The sequence below is a fragment of the Candidatus Bathyarchaeota archaeon genome (genome assembly GCA_026014725.1).
Classification (GTDB): domain Archaea; phylum Thermoproteota; class Bathyarchaeia; order Bathyarchaeales; family Bathycorpusculaceae; genus Bathycorpusculum.
The window spans coordinates 132,762-150,530 of the sequence record JAOZHV010000022.1; the positions used below are offsets into that span (position 1 = coordinate 132,762).

General features: G+C 45.2%; 17 protein-coding genes and 1 pseudogene. 11 read left to right on the forward strand and 7 right to left on the reverse strand.

Going from position 1 to position 17,769, the window contains the following annotated elements:
- The first annotated feature begins 38 nt into the window (after positions 1–38).
- Together NWE95_03125 and fen are read left to right on the forward strand one after the other, a co-directional pair.
- Positions 39–890 (forward strand): GDP-mannose dehydrogenase, encoded by an 852-nt coding sequence (locus NWE95_03125; GenBank protein ID MCW4002889.1) that lies wholly within the window; start codon positions 39–41, stop codon positions 888–890.
- Between the two features lie 68 nt (positions 891–958).
- Positions 959–1,993, forward strand: coding sequence for a flap endonuclease-1 (fen, locus tag NWE95_03130; GenBank protein ID MCW4002890.1), 1,035 nt, complete (start codon positions 959–961; stop codon positions 1,991–1,993).
- Here the strand turns inward: fen and NWE95_03135 are convergent.
- Positions 1,990–2,666: pseudogene (locus NWE95_03135) on the reverse strand (protein-L-isoaspartate(D-aspartate) O-methyltransferase). The gene fen and the pseudogene NWE95_03135 overlap by 4 nt on opposite strands.
- A gap of 61 nt (positions 2,667–2,727) precedes the next feature.
- Complete coding sequence (glmS, locus tag NWE95_03140) at positions 2,728–4,626, reverse strand: glutamine--fructose-6-phosphate transaminase (isomerizing) (protein ID MCW4002891.1); 1,899 nt, start codon at positions 4,624–4,626, stop codon at positions 2,728–2,730.
- 160 nt (positions 4,627–4,786) lie between these two features.
- Here glmS and NWE95_03145 point away from each other — a divergent pair, with 160 nt between their 5' ends.
- Entirely contained in the window at positions 4,787–5,749 is a 963-nt protein-coding gene (locus NWE95_03145; GenBank protein MCW4002892.1) for a helix-turn-helix domain-containing protein, read from the forward strand.
- Positions 5,750–6,196 carry a DUF371 domain-containing protein gene (locus NWE95_03150; GenBank protein MCW4002893.1) on the forward strand — a complete coding sequence of 149 codons (447 nt, stop codon included), beginning with the start codon at positions 5,750–5,752 and terminating at the stop codon, positions 6,194–6,196.
- 427 nt (positions 6,197–6,623) lie between these two features.
- On the opposite strand, the gene NWE95_03155 is transcribed toward NWE95_03150, so the two are convergent.
- Both NWE95_03155 and rtcA read right to left on the reverse strand, forming a co-directional pair.
- Positions 6,624–7,694 (reverse strand): class I SAM-dependent methyltransferase family protein, encoded by a 1,071-nt coding sequence (locus NWE95_03155; GenBank protein ID MCW4002894.1) that lies wholly within the window; start codon positions 7,692–7,694, stop codon positions 6,624–6,626.
- On the reverse strand, positions 7,694–8,737 hold the full coding sequence (gene rtcA, locus NWE95_03160) for an RNA 3'-terminal phosphate cyclase (GenBank protein ID MCW4002895.1): 1,044 nt from the start codon (positions 8,735–8,737) through the stop codon (positions 7,694–7,696). Before rtcA ends, NWE95_03155 begins: the two co-directional genes overlap by 1 nt.
- A 277-nt stretch (positions 8,738–9,014) precedes the next feature.
- Between rtcA and NWE95_03165 the strand changes: the two genes are divergently transcribed.
- A complete protein-coding gene (locus tag NWE95_03165) occupies positions 9,015–9,776 on the forward strand; it encodes an ATP/GTP-binding protein (protein MCW4002896.1) in 762 nt (253 codons plus the stop codon).
- On the opposite strand, the gene NWE95_03170 is transcribed toward NWE95_03165, so the two are convergent.
- Both NWE95_03170 and NWE95_03175 read right to left on the reverse strand, forming a co-directional pair.
- Positions 9,773–10,399 carry a winged helix-turn-helix domain-containing protein gene (locus tag NWE95_03170; GenBank protein MCW4002897.1) on the reverse strand — a complete coding sequence of 209 codons (627 nt, stop codon included), beginning with the start codon at positions 10,397–10,399 and terminating at the stop codon, positions 9,773–9,775. The two genes, NWE95_03165 and NWE95_03170, sit on opposite strands and share 4 nt — an antisense overlap.
- Positions 10,400–10,462: 63 nt before the next feature.
- The gene (locus NWE95_03175; protein MCW4002898.1) at positions 10,463–10,840 is read right to left on the reverse strand and encodes a Rid family detoxifying hydrolase; all 378 of its coding nucleotides are present in this window, start codon (positions 10,838–10,840) and stop codon (positions 10,463–10,465) included.
- Positions 10,841–11,001: 161 nt separating this feature from the next.
- Here NWE95_03175 and metK point away from each other — a divergent pair, with 161 nt between their 5' ends.
- The 5 genes from metK (at position 11,002) to NWE95_03200 (ending at position 15,256) form a co-directional block, all read left to right on the forward strand.
- The gene (metK, locus tag NWE95_03180) at positions 11,002–12,180 is read left to right on the forward strand and encodes a methionine adenosyltransferase (GenBank protein ID MCW4002899.1); all 1,179 of its coding nucleotides are present in this window, start codon (positions 11,002–11,004) and stop codon (positions 12,178–12,180) included.
- 155 nt (positions 12,181–12,335) lie between these two features.
- Positions 12,336–12,488 (forward strand): hypothetical protein, encoded by a 153-nt coding sequence (locus NWE95_03185; protein ID MCW4002900.1) that lies wholly within the window; start codon positions 12,336–12,338, stop codon positions 12,486–12,488.
- A gap of 124 nt (positions 12,489–12,612) precedes the next feature.
- A complete protein-coding gene (locus NWE95_03190; protein MCW4002901.1) occupies positions 12,613–14,127 on the forward strand; it encodes a homocysteine biosynthesis protein in 1,515 nt (504 codons plus the stop codon).
- Positions 14,121–14,558 (forward strand): 4Fe-4S binding protein, encoded by a 438-nt coding sequence (locus NWE95_03195; protein MCW4002902.1) that lies wholly within the window; start codon positions 14,121–14,123, stop codon positions 14,556–14,558. The genes NWE95_03190 and NWE95_03195 overlap by 7 nt, the downstream gene beginning before the upstream one ends.
- A complete protein-coding gene (locus NWE95_03200; GenBank protein ID MCW4002903.1) occupies positions 14,555–15,256 on the forward strand; it encodes a UPF0280 family protein in 702 nt (233 codons plus the stop codon). The genes NWE95_03195 and NWE95_03200 overlap by 4 nt, the downstream gene beginning before the upstream one ends.
- A 38-nt stretch (positions 15,257–15,294) precedes the next feature.
- Here NWE95_03200 and NWE95_03205 read toward each other — a convergent pair whose 3' ends face one another.
- Positions 15,295–15,807 (reverse strand): nitroreductase family protein, encoded by a 513-nt coding sequence (locus tag NWE95_03205; GenBank protein ID MCW4002904.1) that lies wholly within the window; start codon positions 15,805–15,807, stop codon positions 15,295–15,297.
- A gap of 136 nt (positions 15,808–15,943) precedes the next feature.
- Here NWE95_03205 and NWE95_03210 point away from each other — a divergent pair, with 136 nt between their 5' ends.
- Positions 15,944–17,593 carry a hypothetical protein gene (locus NWE95_03210; protein ID MCW4002905.1) on the forward strand — a complete coding sequence of 550 codons (1,650 nt, stop codon included), beginning with the start codon at positions 15,944–15,946 and terminating at the stop codon, positions 17,591–17,593.
- Positions 17,594–17,769: the final 176 nt, after the last annotated feature.

Sequence of the window (17,769 nt, forward strand, 5' to 3'; positions counted from 1 at the left end):
AACATTAACTTGACTCTGCATTGAACGGAGGCAAACATTTGGCTCTGGAAACAGTCTTGATTGTAGGTCTAGGAGAGATTGGTCAAACCCTTTTCACCTTATTTAACGAGGTAAAAGAGAGTTTTACTGTCTATGGTTTGGACCTTGACAAAGCAAAAATGCAGCAACTCAAGCAGAACAGGGAAAAAATCCCAAATAGCGTGGACACTTTGCACGTTTGTCTCCCATGCCCTGCACAAGACAAATTTGTTAAAACCGTTGTCGGTTACATTGAGCAGTTTAAGCCAAAACTCACCATTATCAACAGCACTGTGCCCCCTGGAACAACGATGAAAATAGCTAAAAGATGCAAGTGTCTTGTTGCGCATTCGCCAGCACGCGGAGTTCACAAGAGCGCAGAGCACATGGTTTGGGAAATGAAACGTTGGAGCAAGTATGTCGGTGGCGCAGACGCGGCTTCTGCTGAGGCGGCAAAGCGGCATTTTGAGCGGTTAGGTTTGAAAGTTAAGGTTCTCAAAAGTTGCGCTGAAACGGAGTTGGCTAAGCTTTTTGAGACTACTTATCGGGCGTGGATGATTGCGTGTTTTCAGGAGATGCACCGCATTTCACGGGCCCTTGGTGTTGACTTTAACGAAGCCGTTGATTTTCTAGAAGACACTCACCGCGTGCGGTTCGACAGGCCAGTGATGTTTCCAGGCGTGATTGGGGGTCACTGTTTGATTCCTAACACCGAGTTACTGCTACAGGCTTATGACTCGGAGTTTTTGCGGCTGATTTTGCAATCAAACGAAAAGCGCAAGCAGGAAATCAAAGACAAAGCTGTAGAGTGGGAAGCAAAAAAAGTCGCCGCTAGAGTGGAAGCACTAGAAAAAGACCTCAATAAAAAATAATCACTATATTTTTGTTAGTGGCAAATTTATTAAGCGGGTTTCTTGCCTACATTACCTGTGGTGCCGTTTTGGGCGTAAACTTCAAAGACCTCATACCAAAAACACAAGTTAAACTCGAAGACCTCAGCGGCAAAATCATAGCCATAGACGCATACAACGCCGTCTATCAGTTCCTCTCCATAATTCGCCAACCAGATGGGACACCGCTCAAAGACAGCACAGGCAAAATCACCAGCCACCTCAGCGGCTTATTTTACCGCACCAGCAACCTAGTCGAAATGGGAATCAAACCAGTGTATGTTTTTGATGGCGTTCCACCAACGTTGAAAGCGGCAGAAATTGAGCGACGCAAACAAGTTAAGGTGGAAGCTATTGCCAGTTACGAGAAGGCGGCGGCAAGCGGTGACACGGTAAAGATGCGGATGTTTGCTCAGGCGGCAACAAGCATGAAAGATTACATGCAAGATGACAGCCGAAAGCTTTTGGAACTGTTGGGTTTGCCGTGGATTCAGGCACCAAGCGAAGGCGAAGCCCAAGCCGCACACATGACTAAGCGCGGTGACGCTGATTATTGTGCCAGCCAAGACTACGACAGCTTGCTTTTTGGGGCACCGAAACTGTTGCGTAATGTAACCATCTCAGGCAGGCGTAAGCTTCCAAGCAAAAATATCTACATTGACGTTGTTCCCGAAGTGGTTGAACTGCAAAAAGCGCTCAGCGAATGCGGCTTAACTTATGAGCAACTAATTGATGTAGGAATTCTTATCGGCACAGATTTTAACCCTGATGGCATAAAGGGGCTGGGACCAAAAACCGCCCTAAAACTAATCAAGGAACACGGCACTTTAGAAAACGCGTTGCCGCACATAAAAAACGCGACTTTTCCAGTTGAGCCAAAGTGCATCAGAGAAATCTTTCTGTACCCTCAAGTCACTGACAACTACAAGCTGGAGTGGAAAGACCCAGACGCGGACGGCATTATTGATTTTCTATGTAGGCAAAAGGAGTTCTCTGAAGAGCGCGTGAAAAAATCTTTAGACAAAATGACTGCAGGCAGCAAAAAGCAGAAAGGCAAAGTTTCACTGGAGAAATGGTTCGGCTAGTAGTGAACACCGTACTCTCCTGTTAAGGGAACAAAAGCCACGTCTCCAAGGCGCTCTTGCTTGAGGTTTCCGTTTTCTTGTTTCGTTATACGTATAAGTACCTGCAATAACGCGAGGTCGCCGACTGGAATCACCATGACTCCGCCTACTTTTAGCTGGTCAATCAGTGGCTGAGGAACAGCAGGCGCCGCCGCCGTGACTACGATGCGGTCGTAGGGTGCTTTTTCAGGGTACCCCTTTGACCCATCCGCGTTGATGATTGTTACTCGGTCGCCGTAGCCAGCGTCCATGATGTTTTTTCTTGCGGATTCTGCCAATGGCTCGATTATTTCCACAGTGTAAATGTGCCCCACTCGTTTCTAGGTGCATCTTTTGGAGCTATGATTTCGGCTATGGTTGCTGAATGCCAGCCTGAGCCAGCGCCGACTTCGAGAACTTTATGACCGACTTGTAGTTTTAGGGCTTCATTCATGATGGAAACCATGTGTGGCGCCGAGATGGTTTGACCAGAACCGATTGGAAGAGGCGTATCCCTTGCATGGTAAGATTGAGCGTCTATGGGTAAGAACCTGAAACGGGGCACACTGCACATTGCTTTGATGATGTTGGGCGAGTAAAGAATGCCCTGTCTGACTAAGTTGTCAATGAGTTTTTCCCATTCTGTCTTCTCCAAACAAGGCACCAGTAACAATATTGCAAGGTTGCACTTTAAACGTTACCAAGTTGGAGAAAAGCTACTTTACAGTGACGGATTTCGCCAAGTTTCTGGGCATGTCAGGGTCAAAGCCCTTTTCAAGAGCCATATAATACGCCAAGAGTTGCAACGGGACAGCAAACGGAATCGGCGACAGCACACTTGGAATACCTTTCGGCACTTCGATAACGTCGTCGGCGAGTGCTTTGATTTGCTGGTCGCCTTCTTCGATGATGGCTATTATTTGGGCGCCTCTGGCTTTCATTTCCATGATGTTGCCGATTACTGTTTTGTGTGAATCGTCTTTGGGGCAAACAAAGATTACTGGGAAACCGTTTTCTACAAGACTTATTGGCCCATGTTTGCTCTCGCCAGCGGGGAACGCGATGGAGGGGATGTAGGCGATTTCCATTAGTTTTAGTCTGCCTTCGAAAGCGGTTGCAGTGCTGATGCCTCTGCCTAAGAAGAAGAATATTTTTGAGTCCTTGTATTTTTTGGCTATCCACTTGATGTTTTCTTCCTGTGTCTTTACAACGACATCAACCGTATCAGGCAAATCAAGAAGCTTCTCTTCAAGAGTATCAATTTCGTCCTGAGAAATTTTTCCGCGCTTCTTGGATAATTTGAGAGCAAGTTGAGCTAAAACTGAAAGCTGTGAAGTGAAAGTTTTGGTTGCCGCAACACCGATTTCTGGACCCGACTGAGTGCCGATGTACACTCTTGAAACGCGTGTGAGAGATGAGCCGATGACGTTGGTTAAGCCCAAAATTGTCGCTGCCCGTTGCTGAGCACAGGTGACCGCTGCCAGCGTGTCTGCTGTTTCTCCAGATTGACTTACGGCTAGGATGGTGCTGTCGATGTTTACTGATTTGCCGTGCTGCTCAATGAATTCTGAGGCATAAACGGGGTACGTAGGCAAAAACGCAAGTTTGGAGAACATGTAAGAAGCCGCTAGGCAGGCGTGGTAACTTGTTCCGCAGGCAACTAAGAACACTTCGTTGGCGCGGTCAAGAAAAGTCGCCAGCAAATCCAAGTAATTGTCTTGGATGCGCAGAGTGTTGCGGAGAGTTTGGGGTTGCTCATGAATCTCTTTAATCATGAAGTGCGGGTAGCCCTGTTTGACTGCCATCTCGTCAGTCCACTCAATAGTTTGAGGTTCTCGTATGATTGGTTTAGAATCGGAGATTTGTTTGATTTCATAGTCTTCTGCGGTGAGAATTACAAGTTCACCGTTGTTTATCATTACAGCCTTGTTGGTTACGGCAAGGAATGCGGGGATGTCTGAAGCGCAGAAAACGCCGCGGTGGTTGATTCCTAAAACAAGCGGGCTTTCGTTGCGAGCACAAATTATCTTGTCTGGTTCACGCGTGGAAATTATAGCGAATGCGTAGGAACCTTCAACCCGCTTGAGGCTTTCTAAGACAGCATTGACAAAGGAAAGATTCGGGTTCTGTTTAAGCGTCTCCTCAATCAGATGCGGCATCACTTCAGTGTCTGTTTTTGAAACGAACGTGTGACCGAGGTTTTGCAGTTCAGTTTTAAGCTCGTTAAAGTTCTCGATAATACCATTGTGAACAACGACAATCTCGCCTGTGCAGTCAGTGTGAGGGTGAGAGTTCACTTTTAAGGGCGCACCATGCGTTGCCCATCTCGTGTGACCGATGCCAATTCTGCCGGGAAGGTCGTCGAGGTGTAAAATTTTGTGAACTTCATCAATTTTTCCTTGATCTTTTTTGAGGTGAACTTTGCCATCGCTTATGGTTGCTATGCCTACTGAATCGTAGCCACGGTACTCAAGACGCTTCAGGGAGGAGTGTATGAGGGGAGCAGCGTTTCCTTCTTTTAATACGCAACCGAAGATTCCACACATTTTCTTGTAGCCTTCAACTTTAATGTTGTTATTGTTGACAATGGAAGGCTTCGGTTTTCTAATAAGCATTTTTAACACTTAGGTTTGACCGCTAACAGGTTTTTTTTAGCGGTTGTTTCGTTTTTAGCGTGCAAGCTGAAACCGTAATTCGGTTTGGGTCTTGAATTTTTTCAACCATTATAAAGAAATTTTTTATAGTAGTAATGCTCTACTGTTTTTTTGAGCAGCAATGGACAAGAAACTTCTCCTGCAAGACGACGGGGAAACGCAGAAAGTAAAAGAAATCAGTATAGTAAATGATTCCCAAAAACTCAAGATGATGCTGGGAGGCCTGAGTTGGAAAATCCTAACCTTGCTCTCCAAGAAAGAGATGTACCCCTTAGAGATTGCTAAGCAATTGGATATCCATGAGCAGAAAGTCTACTATCACATAAGAAAACTAGCCAAAGCAGGAGCCATAACGGTGCAACGTGAAGAAAAAAAGAAAGGAGCCACAGCAAAGTATTACAAAACTGTTTCGCCAGCCTTCGGCATTGAGTTCCAGCATGGATACAGGCCAATCCAAAATTTTTGTCTTGCAACTCTAAGCGATAAACTGCAAGATTTTTTTAAAGAATTCATTGTCGATGGCAATTTTGATGGAAAAATAGTAGTAGGCAGTCCTCAGCCACATGGGCCTTTTAAAACCAGTGCTCGTGATGGTCATTATGTTGCGCATTTGGCTTTTTTCTTGGGGCAGTTTGCTAAGATGCCCAGTGAATTTGCTGTGAAGTTGGATGTTGATGTTAAGGCTGAGAAGGAAGAGAAAAACAACCTCATATTGGTTGGTGGGCCAGGAACAAACCTGCTGACGCAGGAAATCAACGAGCATTTGCCAATCAAGTTCATTATGCAGTCGTCGGAGCAGGGCTTTTTGCTGGGCGGTTTGTCGTCGAGTAAGACTGGGCAAATTTACACGTCTGATGTTTCAGGTTTAGTGGCAAAAATTGTGAATCCGTGGGACCCGACCAAGCGCATTGTAGTTTTGGCGGGGAACAAAGCAGTGGGAACCAAAGCTTGCGTATTAGCGTTGACTAATTTTTGGAAAAAAACTCTTGATAAATACCGCAGTGAAGACCCTTTTGCGGTTGTTATTCATGGGTTTGATTTGGATGGCGACGGCAAAGTGGACGCTATAGAGGTTCGCGAGTAGTTGAGCGCTAAACAAGCAAAAGAGAATGTAATTGCCAACGGTCACGCTAACATTTTGGCAAAACACCCTGCAACGTTGATGTTTACAAAAGACAAGGAATTATCAAAAACTGGCGATTGCATTGTTGCAGTCTCAGCGGACAAGGCAGTAGCTGATTTGGGTCAACAGTTCAAGAACTTATTGAGAAAACCGAACGCTAAACTAACAATTACAATTGAAGTGGATAAATTGCGAGAACAAATCAATGCAGTTGGGTCTCCCAAACTTACTCTAACTCATCTAACTGATATGGTGATTCGAAAAAGCAACTATATCTGCAGTCGAACATTGGCGATACATGCGGATAAGGCAGCCAGTGACCTACCACGCGACCTTGTACAAAAACTAAAAAGTAGCAAACAAAAAGTCAAAATCACACTCGCCGTTAGCGTTGAACGTCAGGGCTGAGTCAGAATGAGATAGTAAGCCAGTAACCCTGATGCTACTGAAAAAATTATCAAGCCTGAAAATAAAAGAACGTTATTACTAAACAGCAAGCCTAACGCTATCAGAGCAACAAATAAAACAAACAAAGAGACACCAGCAAACTTTAGCAATGTCACCTTTTGCAAGCTTTTTCACCTCTTCATTCATAAGCGATTTTACTTGGCGCTGGGAAGTCGGATTTGCTATGAAAGAGTTTGTGGAGTTTGCACATGTTGTTTCACTGCGTGAGATAGTGTGGCAGGCGGGTTATAGCCCTATCATGTAGAGTTTGAACTCTAAGACATAGAGTCAAATGCTGTTTTCGATGATAAGCAGGCAAAATAAGCCTGAACTACCGCTGAGAGCTAGAGTTCTGCTAAAAGAACTCAAACGCTACTAAACTGCAAGGCTATTGGATTTTTGCGTCTAAAACCACTTGCGATTCGTAGGGCGCAGTCTCTCGTATACTTTTAGCGTAAAGAAATTCTGTCACCTTTCTTTCGGTTTCCCGAACTGCGTTGGAGAAGCGAAGTTTCATTTCTGCTATGGCGTCGGGTTTGCGAACAAATCCGTAAAAATGGATTACGCCACCTTGTGGTTTGATGATTTGGCAAGCGGAACTAACAAAGTCGATGGCTGTTTCGGGCAAATTCATAATGACTCGGTCAGCTACGCCGTTTAGTTTGCCTTTGGCTATTTGCTTTGCATCTGCTTGGATAGGGAAGACGCGGTTGTCAACTCTGTTGAGCCGCACGTTAACCTTGAGCAACTCAACCGCTTTAGGGTTAAGGTCTACAGCGTAAACTTTCACGTTCGGGTTTTTCTTGGCTATTAGCACCGAGAAGGGCCCAACGCCAGCAAACAAATCCACCACTGTCTCGCCAGATTGCACTAATGATGCCACGCGTTCATGTTCATGGCTGAGTCTAGGTGAAAAGTACGCTTTGGCTACGTCAACATGGTATTGGCAGCCGAATTCTTTGTGGATGGTTTGGGTTTTTTGTTCTCCAGCAATGAAAGTGAATTCTCTTGTGCGATAGGTTCCGCTTATGGCTCCTGCTTTTGCCAAGACGGTTTTGACGTTTTTGTGGGTTTGCAGGATTGCTTGTCCGATGAGGGGTTCATGCGGTTTAAGCTCAGGAGGGATTTCAAGGATGGCTATGTCGCCAATTACGTCTAAGGCTTGAGGCAAACTTGCAAGCAGATGCGGAGGTAATTTGCCGTTGAGAACTTGCATGACCGTTTGTGTTGCTGTTTTCTTTTCATTGAAGGTGCTGCTTGCCAGTTGCATTTCGGGGATTTGGTTTTTTAGCGATAGTAACTCTTTTTCTTCTGGTTGTCTTACTAAGGGAATACAGAGATTTTCCTTATCCCGTTGGATTGCTAAGGTTTTATCGATGAGTCCAAGCTTGCTGGCTAACGCTATTGATGTCTCGCCATTTTGTTTTGGAACTTTTAAGCAAACGCTTGTTTTCGGCATCAGGGGTCAGCGCTTTTCTCAATTCTGTAGAGGTTGTTTACTCTTTTTGTGGTGAATTTAACGTTTAACATTTTTTCTATAAGCCAAATGTTGGATTCAATGTGCTCTGAAATTTCCCTGACCAGAAATGCCGAGTTGCCCTCTGCCAATGCCGTGTAAGGAATAAGCATGTCGGCAAGGTAAACGTCAACTGTTGGTTTTGCCGATAGCTCAGTTAGAAGCTTCTCAGCGGCTTCTTTACCCACGGCTTCAGCCGTTTTTCTGAGTTCTCCGATGGCGTCAGCACCTAAGATTACGCCCGTGTCGGTTTGTGCCCACAGAACAATTGATGTACCCTTCTGGAGCGGATTGGATTGGTCATTTACAATTTGAATATCGGCATTGTAGCCGCGTTGCACGAGGTGGTCTTTTGCTGTTTTTGCTTGGCGTTCTGCCACTTGGCGATCAGACAGAAAAGTGCAGACCGAAACTCCCTTTATGCCCTGTAGGTTGCCAAAACTCTCAAGCTGGAACGGTTTGAGGGAGCGGTTTGGTTTAACGGTCATTGTTGCTTCGCTCATGCCTTTGGGGTAATAACCGTACTTTTGAACCGTAATCTCAGCGTCAACACCCATCCGCTTTAACGCTGGCAAAAGCACCATGCGCATGTAGTTGATGGTTGGGGCGTGAGTGGTGTCTGTGCCGCCTTTAGCCACATGCAAACACACTGGCTTATAAGCAAACAGGCAAATCGGCAAAGTAGCCAACATCAGCATGGGGATGCTTCCCGCCGTTTCAATAACTGCCTCTATGTTGCCGCCTACGATTTCCTTTGGCGTGAACCAGAGTTCCCGTGAGCCCAAGGTCGCACCTTGCACTTTAGCGTTACACAACTTCGCGGCTGTCAGTACTGCCTCAAGATGCTGAGGCTTTAAGCCTGGTTTGGGGCGGTTCTGGCGGATGTTGCATATGTGGAGCGGTTGCTGTTTGATGGCGGCTAAGGCTATGGATAGCCGCAGTATGGTTCCGCTGCCGCTTTTTTGGCTCCCATCAATCTCAATCATACACTAATTCTCGCAGTTGCTTTCTTAATTTTATGTCGATTGCAACTAAAAACTATAACGAGCCCGACTGATACTGCTTGTGCAACTTCCATAACCAGCAATCCAACACAAAACACATACAGAAACAAAAAATAGCTTCTGCCATAATCCGCTGCTTGTTGTTGTAAAGGGGGAGAGGAATCACACACAACATCTAAAGAAAAAACAAACACCAAACACAAGCAGAAAAGTTCTTTACCACTAACACAAATGAAACATAAACGGAGAAACAACAAACATGCCCCTCGCATTCATCATAGGAACAGCAGGCTCAGGCAAATCCCTCTTCACCGCAGCCTTCAGCGAATGGCTAAAAATGTCAAAACAAGACGTCGCAGTAGTCAACCTAGACCCAGGAGCACTGAAACTACCCTACCAACCAGACATAGACGTACGCAACTACGTAGACGTTGGCAACCTCATGGAAAGATATGGCCTAGGACCAAACGGAGCACTAATCATGGCAGCCGACCTAATCGCTGACGAAATAGAAAACCTAACAAGAGACATAGAAGAAGCACACGCCGACATCGTCCTAGTTGACACGCCAGGACAAATGGAACTCTTCGCCTTCCGAGCAAGTGGACCATACATAGTCAACGAATTAACCAAAGAACCCAAAGCCCTAATCTACCTCTTCGATGCCGTATTCTCCATAAACCCGCTTAATTACGTTTCAAACATGTTCCTCTCAGCAGCGGTTTACAACCGCTTCTTCCAACCTCAACTGCACGTACTCTCAAAAACCGACCTCATCCCAGCGAAAGACGCAAAAGCAATCGCAGACTGGTCAGCAAACCCAAGAGAACTCGAAAACGCAATTGAACAAAAACTTGAAGGAACCAAACGCCTCTTCAGCCGCAACATGATGCAAGCCATAAGCAAACTAGGCTTAAAATTCCTCTTGATGCCTGTTTCCAGCAAAACAAACGAAGGCATGGTAAACATCAACACAACCCTAGAACGCATCCTAAACGAAGGAGAAAAATACACAACCTAAACGCCAATCAACGACCAACTTGCAGCGAACGCTCCACGTTTAGCCTTCAACTCAGTCTCAGCGCCTGCAATGATGATAACATCATTCTCCTGCGGCATAAACTCCTTTAAAATATAACTTGCCGCTTTCGGATACTCCTTCTCCACACTATCACTTACAGATTCAATCCGCAAATGACCATTCTTAAAAACAATCACCAAAGCCTTACGTGCACCAGCAATTATAGCTGCATCCCGCTGATCAATCCCTGATGAGACCTTCTCGCCAACATTTTTCACTAAAAAGGCAAAATTAAACTCAGATGTACTCAACTCCGACCTCGGAATCCCCACACGCTTGGGAAAGATTGCCTCAAACTGCCGCCAAACCTCCAAACCCTTCTTAGTCAAGTAGCATCCTTCTTTTGAAATCTCAATTAAACCAGCATCCTTAAGCCTGCTAATTATCGTGCGCACCGCACCATCACCAACCTTGAGCTTCTCTGCTAGCTTGTTTCTTCCAAGAGGTCTCTGCGCTAACAGCTCCAAGGCATAGAAGATATGGAATATCGTAAAGGAAGTTGATGGCCCTGGCGCTCTTTTTCCAGCTATTTGTTGCATGAATTTCTTTAGGGATGCCGCCATATTTTTCCCTGCTTCTAATAAGCGTTGGATAGGTTATTATAATTTATCAAAGCAACAAAGCGCCTACTCTTTGTAGGCTACAACAGAGACCTCAACTAATGCTCCAGTCTTCAATTCTGCGGCAACGGTTGCACGCGCAGGAAACGCATCGTTAAAATACTCGGCGTATGCTCGGTTGAAGCCCTCAAACAACTTCATGGAAGCGAGATACACCGTGCATTGCACCACATCTTTCAAACCGTAACCAGCCGCTTTTAAAATGGCATTGATGTTGCCCATAACTTGGCGTGTTTGCCCTTCGATGTCTTCAGCAACTATTTTGCCCTCTTTTGGGTCAATGGCCAGTTGTCCTGAAACAAAGAGGAATTTGCCTGCTTGCACGGCTTGACTGTAAGGACCTAACGGTTTAGGGGCATTTTGGCTCAATATGGCTTTCTTCATGGCTTTTCGCTCTTAGTTGTGGTTTTCTTGGGTTAAAATGGTTTGCGAATGGATATTGGTGGGTTGTTTGGTTATTAGTTGCTTGTATTGTAGAAAGACTTTTAAGAAAAACGACGAGTTAGTATTGTCCTTACTGTAAGTTGAACGGAAAGAGATCATCCATGAAACGGAATGGAAAATATTTGTTTACATCTGAATCGGTTGGAGAAGGTCACCCAGACAAAGTTGCCGACCAAATCTCTGACAGCGTTTTAGACGCAATTTTCACCCTTGATCCAAAAGCGCGAGTTGACTGTGAAACCCTTGTTATGCAGGGCACAGTTGTGATTACGGGTCAAATTACCACATCTGCTCATGTTAACATTCCAAAGATTGTTCGCCAGACACTAAAAGAAATTGGTTTTGACAATGCCAAAGACGGCTTAGACTGGGAAACATGCGGCATACTGGTTTCCCTTACCGAGCAGTCTCCTGATATTGCCATAGGAGTTAACGAGTCTGAGGGGCATGAGCAGGGTGCTGGTGACCAAGGTATGGTTTTCGGCTATGCAACTAATGAGACTAAAGAGCTTATGCCGTTGCCGATTATGTTGGCGCAGAAGCTTGTTAAGCGTTTGGCTGATTGCCGAAAGCAAAAGATTATGCCTTATCTGCGTCCCGACTGCAAGTCGCAAGTTACAATCGAGTATGATGGTAGTAAACCGAAATGTGTCAAGACAGTGGTTATCGCTGCTCAGAACAATGGAACCGTGGATGATGCCACGCTAAAGAAGGATATTATCGAAAAAGTCATAAAATACGTAATACCAGCCGAATTGATCCCAGACGACATTAAATATGTGATCAACGGCACAGGTAGATTCGTCATCGGTGGAACCCTTGCTGACTCAGGCTTAACTGGACGAAAAATCATTGTTGACACTTACGGCGGCGTTGGAAGCCATGGTGGCGGATGCTTCAGCGGTAAAGACCCATCCAAAGTTGACAGGTCAGGCTGCTATATGGCTCGCTACATCGCTAAGAACGTTGTTGCCTCTGGCTTGGCAGACCAATGTGAAGTTCAAATTTCTTATGCTATCGGTGTTGCTCAGCCAATCTCAGTGCTGGTGAACACTTACGAAACAGGCAAGATTCCCGACGAGCAGATTCTTGAGCTTGTTAAGAAGCACTTTGACATGCGACCTAAAGCAATCATTGACCAATTGAACCTGTTGCGACCAATTTATCGAAAAACTTCTGTTTTCGGTCACTTTGGACGCGAAGAACCAGAATTCACGTGGGAACGCACCGACAAAGCACAAGCCCTAAGAGAGGAACTGGAAAAAATCAAAAAAGCCTAACTCTTTTTTCTTTATTTCGTCTCATTGTTAAGCTTTCGAATAGGCGCAATTTTTTTTCTATACCCCCCTTATAAATACTATAAATAGGGAGAAGGTTTGTTGCTCTGCAGGCAGACCCTATCCTCCTATTTAAAGCGAGTTTGCTGAGGGTTTTTGTGCGCTTTACCACGACCATCAAGAAGGCGGGTTCATGGAACTTGGCAGTTTTACCGCGACCAACCCTAAAGGGCAAATGTGCAGTAATGGTCGTAGTAGCGTATGGTCGCAGTAAAAAACCAACACGCTTTGGCTTGAAAAAGCGTCAATAACACCTACCCCCTATAGGATTCTGCAATGAGTTTCTAATAGGTTGCAACGCCATTTGAGATTCATTTTTTGCGTAAATCATATTAACTTGCGATACCTTCTCGATTGCCATTAAGGTAAGCTACTTTGTCTAAGCAAGATAAAACACGGACAATTCAAGAGATTAACGAGAAAATCCGCAAAGGCGACGCTCAAGTTCTGACCGCTGAAGAAATGAAAAAACTAGTTGAAAGCAGCGGTGTTGAGGTCGCTTTCAAAGAAGTAGATGTGGTTACGACAGGCACTTTCGGAGCCATGTGCAGTTCAGGCGCTGTGATAAATCTTGGGCATTCTGACCCACCAATCAAGATTGAGCAAGCATGGCTAAACGATGTGCCAGTTTCTCATCCGGGAGCAGCAGTTGACCTCTATATTGGGGCAACTCAGATGTCCGCAAAACAGCCTTATGAATACGGCGGCGGGCATGTAATCCAAGAACTGGTAGCTGGAAAAGAAGTGGAACTCAGAGCCACCGCATACGGCACAGACTGCTATCCGAGAACTCAACTGAAAACGACCTTGACAAAGGATGATTTAAACCAGTTTACCCTGCTTAACTTTCGCAACTGTTACCAACGCTACAATTGTGCTGTGAATGGCAGCAACGAAGTCATCTACACCTACATGAGTAAATTATTGCCTGGGCTGCGGAACGCTACGTTTTCTGGCGCTGGCGAGTTGAATCCATTGATGAATGACCCTGATTACGAGACGATTGGCATAGGCACCCGCATCTTTCTGGGCGGAGGGCAAGGTTACGTTATAGGTGAAGGAACACAGCATAGTCCCAAAAACCTCAATGGTACCTTGATGGTTAAGGGTGACGCGAAGAAGATGACGCCTGAATTCTTGCAGGGCGCTGCTTTCACGCGGTACGGCACTACGCTGTATGTTGGTTTAGGTATCCCTATTCCCATTCTCAACAAAGGATTGGCTAAGAAAACTGCAATTCGGGACTGCGAAATCTTCACTGACATTGTCGATTACAGTGTGCCGCGAAGAGACCGCCCCAAGCTTGGGCAAGTTAGCTATAAAGAACTCAAGTCAGGCTCGATAATCGTTAACGGCAAGAAGGTTCGAGTTAGTTCGCTCTCAAGCTTAAAGATGGCTAAGAAAGTTTCAAGGACGCTTAAGGCGTGGATACAAGAAGGCGCGTTCTTGTTGACGTCTCCTGTGGAAAGGTTGCCAACTGACAGCGTCTTTAGACCAATGCGGCAGACAGAGGAAATTCCGTTTGTGGTCAGCGTTATGCATCCAGCAGTAACGTGCACTGAAAATGAGGAGATACGGGCTATCGCAGAACGCATCGTTACAAAATCAGTCAACCACATAGTCGTTATCGATGGCAACGGCAAATTACGCGGCATCGTCACTTCATGGGACATTACCCGCGCGATGGCTGAAGGCAAAAAGGCATTGGCGGACATCGAAACCCGCAATGTCTACACGGCTAAACCTGATGAGCCGCTGGAGATTGCTTCCAAACGGATGGCACAACACAACATCTCAGCGTTGCCCGTGATTGACATTGAAAAGAAAGTGCTCGGCATCGTCACATCTGAAGACGTGTCTAAACTGTTAGGAAGGCAAAAAACATGGTAAGAATTATGTTGCGCTTCTCCGAGGAACTGGTGCCTCAGCCCATAGTTTCGAAAATAATCTTAGAGTACAAAGTACCTATCACAATTCTTGCGGCACACGTGAATGCTAAGGGCGGAGAAATACTCGCTGAAATTCCCGATGAGGCACAGGAAAAAATCGTCAAAGCCTTGCGCAAAAAAGGCGTCAAAGTAACAGTGCCTAAGCTCATCGAAGTTGACAGCGAGAAATGTTTCAGTTGCGGCAGTTGTGTTGCGCTTTGCCCTGTCGAAGCAATAAGCATTGACAAAGACTGTACAGTGCAATTTGATAAAGAAAAATGCGTCGGCAGCACCTGTAGCATCTGCGTTGATGCTTGTCCAACCAGAGCCATAAAATCCATAAGACCAAATAATTATGAGAACTCAGCGAACAATAAGGAAATAAAAAGTTGACAGGGAACCTCTTCAAAGAAACCTTTGTCCTAAAAGAAACGCAGTGTACTATTATTTCTGACAAGCAACAAGCCATCCAAACTGCCAAAGAATCAATCAAACGCAACCGCCAAGAACTTGAATTTTTCGTTGCCTCAAACCCCAAGTTTCTTCACACGTTAACGCCGCTTCCTGCACCTGAAAAACCTCTTGTGGCAAAAATAATGGCTCAAGCAGCAGAAAAAGCAGGCGTTGGACCCATGGCGGCAGTTGCAGGAGCAATAGCTGATTTAGCAGTGGATGACATGACCAAAGAAGGTTGCCAAGTAGCGGTTGTAGAGGATGGCGGCGAAATCTCGGCCATTTCAAATCGCCCTATTGATGTAGCAGTCGCCGCTGGAGACGACCCGCTCTCAAAGCAATTCGGCTTTCAACTCACAGATTTCCCAATCGGCATAGCCACAAGTTCAGGACGCTTCAGCCACGCGTTTAGTTTCGGCGATGCAGAGGCGGCGACGATTTTCTGCAAAAACGCGGCTTTGGCAGATGCGGCGGCTACTGCCGTTTGTAATGTGGTTAAAGGTGACGATGTTCAACTGGCAATCCAGACGGGAATAAAAAAAGGCTTATCAATTGAAGGCGTTGAGGGAGTCCTTATAATGTATAAGGGTCAAATAGGCACCGCTGGCAAAATCCCAGAACTAATCAAAATCCATTGAAAGGTATCAATAAAAAGAAAGTTGATTTTAGCAGGCGGTTACCAATGCTCGAGATGAACTATTTGCTCTAGATTTTTCCTGTTCTTGACGGTGCCTTTTTGTTCCGCAGGATAACCAACAGGCATCATTAAAACTACACGCACATCATCAGGGATGCCAAGAGCGCTCTTAACTTTGGCTTCATCGAAAGCTGCAATGCAACACGTTCCTAAACCGAGTTCATGAGCAACCAGCACCATACTTTGCACTGCTATGGCGACATCTACTTTGTAGTATTCTTCTCCATCTTGCCTCGACCATGCATCTTTTGGGCGCGCGCAAGCTACAATAATTGCTGGTGCCTTGAATAACCATTCCTTGATGTAGGCTGGCTTTAATTTGTCTTTGGCTTGCGGGTCAGTGACTATTAAGAAATGCCACGGTTGGTTATTGTTCGCTGACTGTGACAGGCGAGCTGCTTGTAGAATAGTCATTAATTTTTCGTTTTCGACTGCTTTTTCTTGATAAGCCCTTATGCTTTGACGAGTTTTCACTGCTTCAAAAACGTCCATTACAAACACGACCATTATAGTAGTGTTTGAGGAGTTACAAATATATTGTTATCGCTAAGTCGCTAAAGATTGATTTTTTGGGTTATATGCGTAAGTTTTGAGACACGCAAGCGCTTTTTTACAGTGAACAGGCTAGTTGCCGATTTGGCTCGCCATGACTGAAAAGGTACCTAGCCCTTCTCCAGCAGAATCCCTAGTCGCGGAATCAAAAAGTACAGTGAAAAATCCCATAAGTATCGATGAAATGCTAGCGTCCCTCAAAAGCGCTGGAGAAGACATTGAGCAGATTACCAAGTTAACTTTAAAGGAAAAGCCTTTGGTGGAGCTACTCGCATCCTTGCTAAAACAAATGCAACCGTACACTTCTTCAATCGCAGTTTCTCCATCCGTGTTTCCTATCCGATTAGGGAAGGTTACCCAAGCGCACATAGACTCAACGGGACAGTTGTCATTGACACTGGAAAATGGGCGACAAAAACTTCTGAACTTAAGCGAATTTCAAAACCGTGACCTTATGATAGCAGTAGTCAATGACATGATACCCAAGTTCGAAGACGTAATCTATGATTTGACTCATCCCAAGCCAGTTCAACCGCCACCTGCTCCTGTAGAAATTCCAGTTAAGGTTGAACCACCACCACAAATTCCAGAGATACCTCAGCCCCAACCGCCCCCCGAAATCAAAGTTGAAACACCTATTGAGTTGGCTTCTCCAGCCCCTGCTCCAGTGCAAGAAGAACCGCCAAAGGAAGAAGTGCCAGTTGTAAAAGAGGACGAAAATGCGAAACTACAAGAAATTACAGCAGAAACCCTTGATTATTTGGATCAGCTTGGCAATGAAGTGTTTGAGCGCTCGCCTGTCAGCATGTACTTTGATGACTGGATGGTGAACCTTCGGCAAGTTATTTTATCGTTTGAATCCAACGAAGCGGTAAAGGTAGATGAAGAGTTTGAGACGGAGCGCTCGAAAATATTTAGCGACATTGAAGGTGAACTTGCAAAAAGACTGCTAAACGAAGCTGAACTCGAAGTTTCAGCCAAAACATTAGAAGAGAACAAAAATCTATTAGGACAAATCGACGCTGGATACGTAGCCCAAACCAAAGACCTCGTGGTTAGAGGCAAGAGCGCTATTGACTTTTTGATTAAAAACGTGCAACACTTAGAGGAAGAACTTGCTGAGACAGAGAAAATAAAAGTGGGTTACCTTCACCCCCTCAAGAGAATAGCTAAAGAACAAAAACTCATAGAAATTTCATATAAATTGAGCGCTGCAAAAAAGAGATTGGCACTAGCACTGCAGAATTCAGCGATTGGACAGGAAAAAGTTGGAAGCACTGGGGATGTTGACACTGACTACGCCACCCAAATCAAAGAGCTTGAAGATAGAAGAAAGAGCGCCCTTGACTTCCTAACAAAAAGTGTGCGCACCTTGGAAGAAGAACTAAAGGAACTAGAGCAAATCAATACAACTAATCCCTTCAAGAAATTAGCCAATGAACAAAAACAAGCAGAAATCAAACAGAAGTTAACAGTTGCTAAACAAAGATTGGCGTTGGCGGAACAGAGTTCTAACGCCGAAATAGCAAAACTGCGCGAAGAATACGAGAAAAAGAAGCAAGCCACTACAACAAAGATGCAGACCCTAGAGAACGAAATTAAAACTAAAGCAGTCGACAATTCTGCAGAGGCAAGAAAAGCAGCAACTAACGCTTTGGCAAACGCGGTGAAAGCGCTTGTCCAGCGGCAGACTGCTCCTGCTCCAGCACAACCACCACCAGCTTAAAATTTTGCAGGTTCAGCCTTCTGTAAGCTCTGGTGTAAGCCCTTTAATGTGTAGTTCAAATCCGAAACGCTTATATTTTCTGACCGAATGACTGATTGTCGGTTCGAAGCATAAATGTCCAACGCAACTGCAAAAAACGAAAGCAACACATCACAGTTCCTTAGCTTCGACTACGG

Excerpts from the sequence above, each read along its gene's own strand:
- glmS (MCW4002891.1), bottom strand. The coding sequence starts at position 4,626 with ATGCTTATTAGAAAACCGAAGCCTTCCATTGTCAACAATAACAACATT.
- NWE95_03145 (MCW4002892.1), top strand. The coding sequence starts at position 4,787 with ATGGACAAGAAACTTCTCCTGCAAGACGACGGGGAAACGCAGAAAGTA.
- NWE95_03155 (MCW4002894.1), bottom strand. The coding sequence starts at position 7,694 with ATGCCGAAAACAAGCGTTTGCTTAAAAGTTCCAAAACAAAATGGCGAG.
- rtcA (MCW4002895.1), bottom strand. The coding sequence starts at position 8,737 with ATGATTGAGATTGATGGGAGCCAAAAAAGCGGCAGCGGAACCATACTG.
- NWE95_03165 (MCW4002896.1), top strand. The coding sequence starts at position 9,015 with ATGCCCCTCGCATTCATCATAGGAACAGCAGGCTCAGGCAAATCCCTC.
- NWE95_03170 (MCW4002897.1), bottom strand. The coding sequence starts at position 10,399 with ATGGCGGCATCCCTAAAGAAATTCATGCAACAAATAGCTGGAAAAAGA.
- NWE95_03175 (MCW4002898.1), bottom strand. The coding sequence starts at position 10,840 with ATGAAGAAAGCCATATTGAGCCAAAATGCCCCTAAACCGTTAGGTCCT.
- metK (MCW4002899.1), top strand. The coding sequence starts at position 11,002 with ATGAAACGGAATGGAAAATATTTGTTTACATCTGAATCGGTTGGAGAA.
- NWE95_03195 (MCW4002902.1), top strand. The coding sequence starts at position 14,121 with ATGGTAAGAATTATGTTGCGCTTCTCCGAGGAACTGGTGCCTCAGCCC.
- NWE95_03205 (MCW4002904.1), bottom strand. The coding sequence starts at position 15,807 with ATGGACGTTTTTGAAGCAGTGAAAACTCGTCAAAGCATAAGGGCTTAT.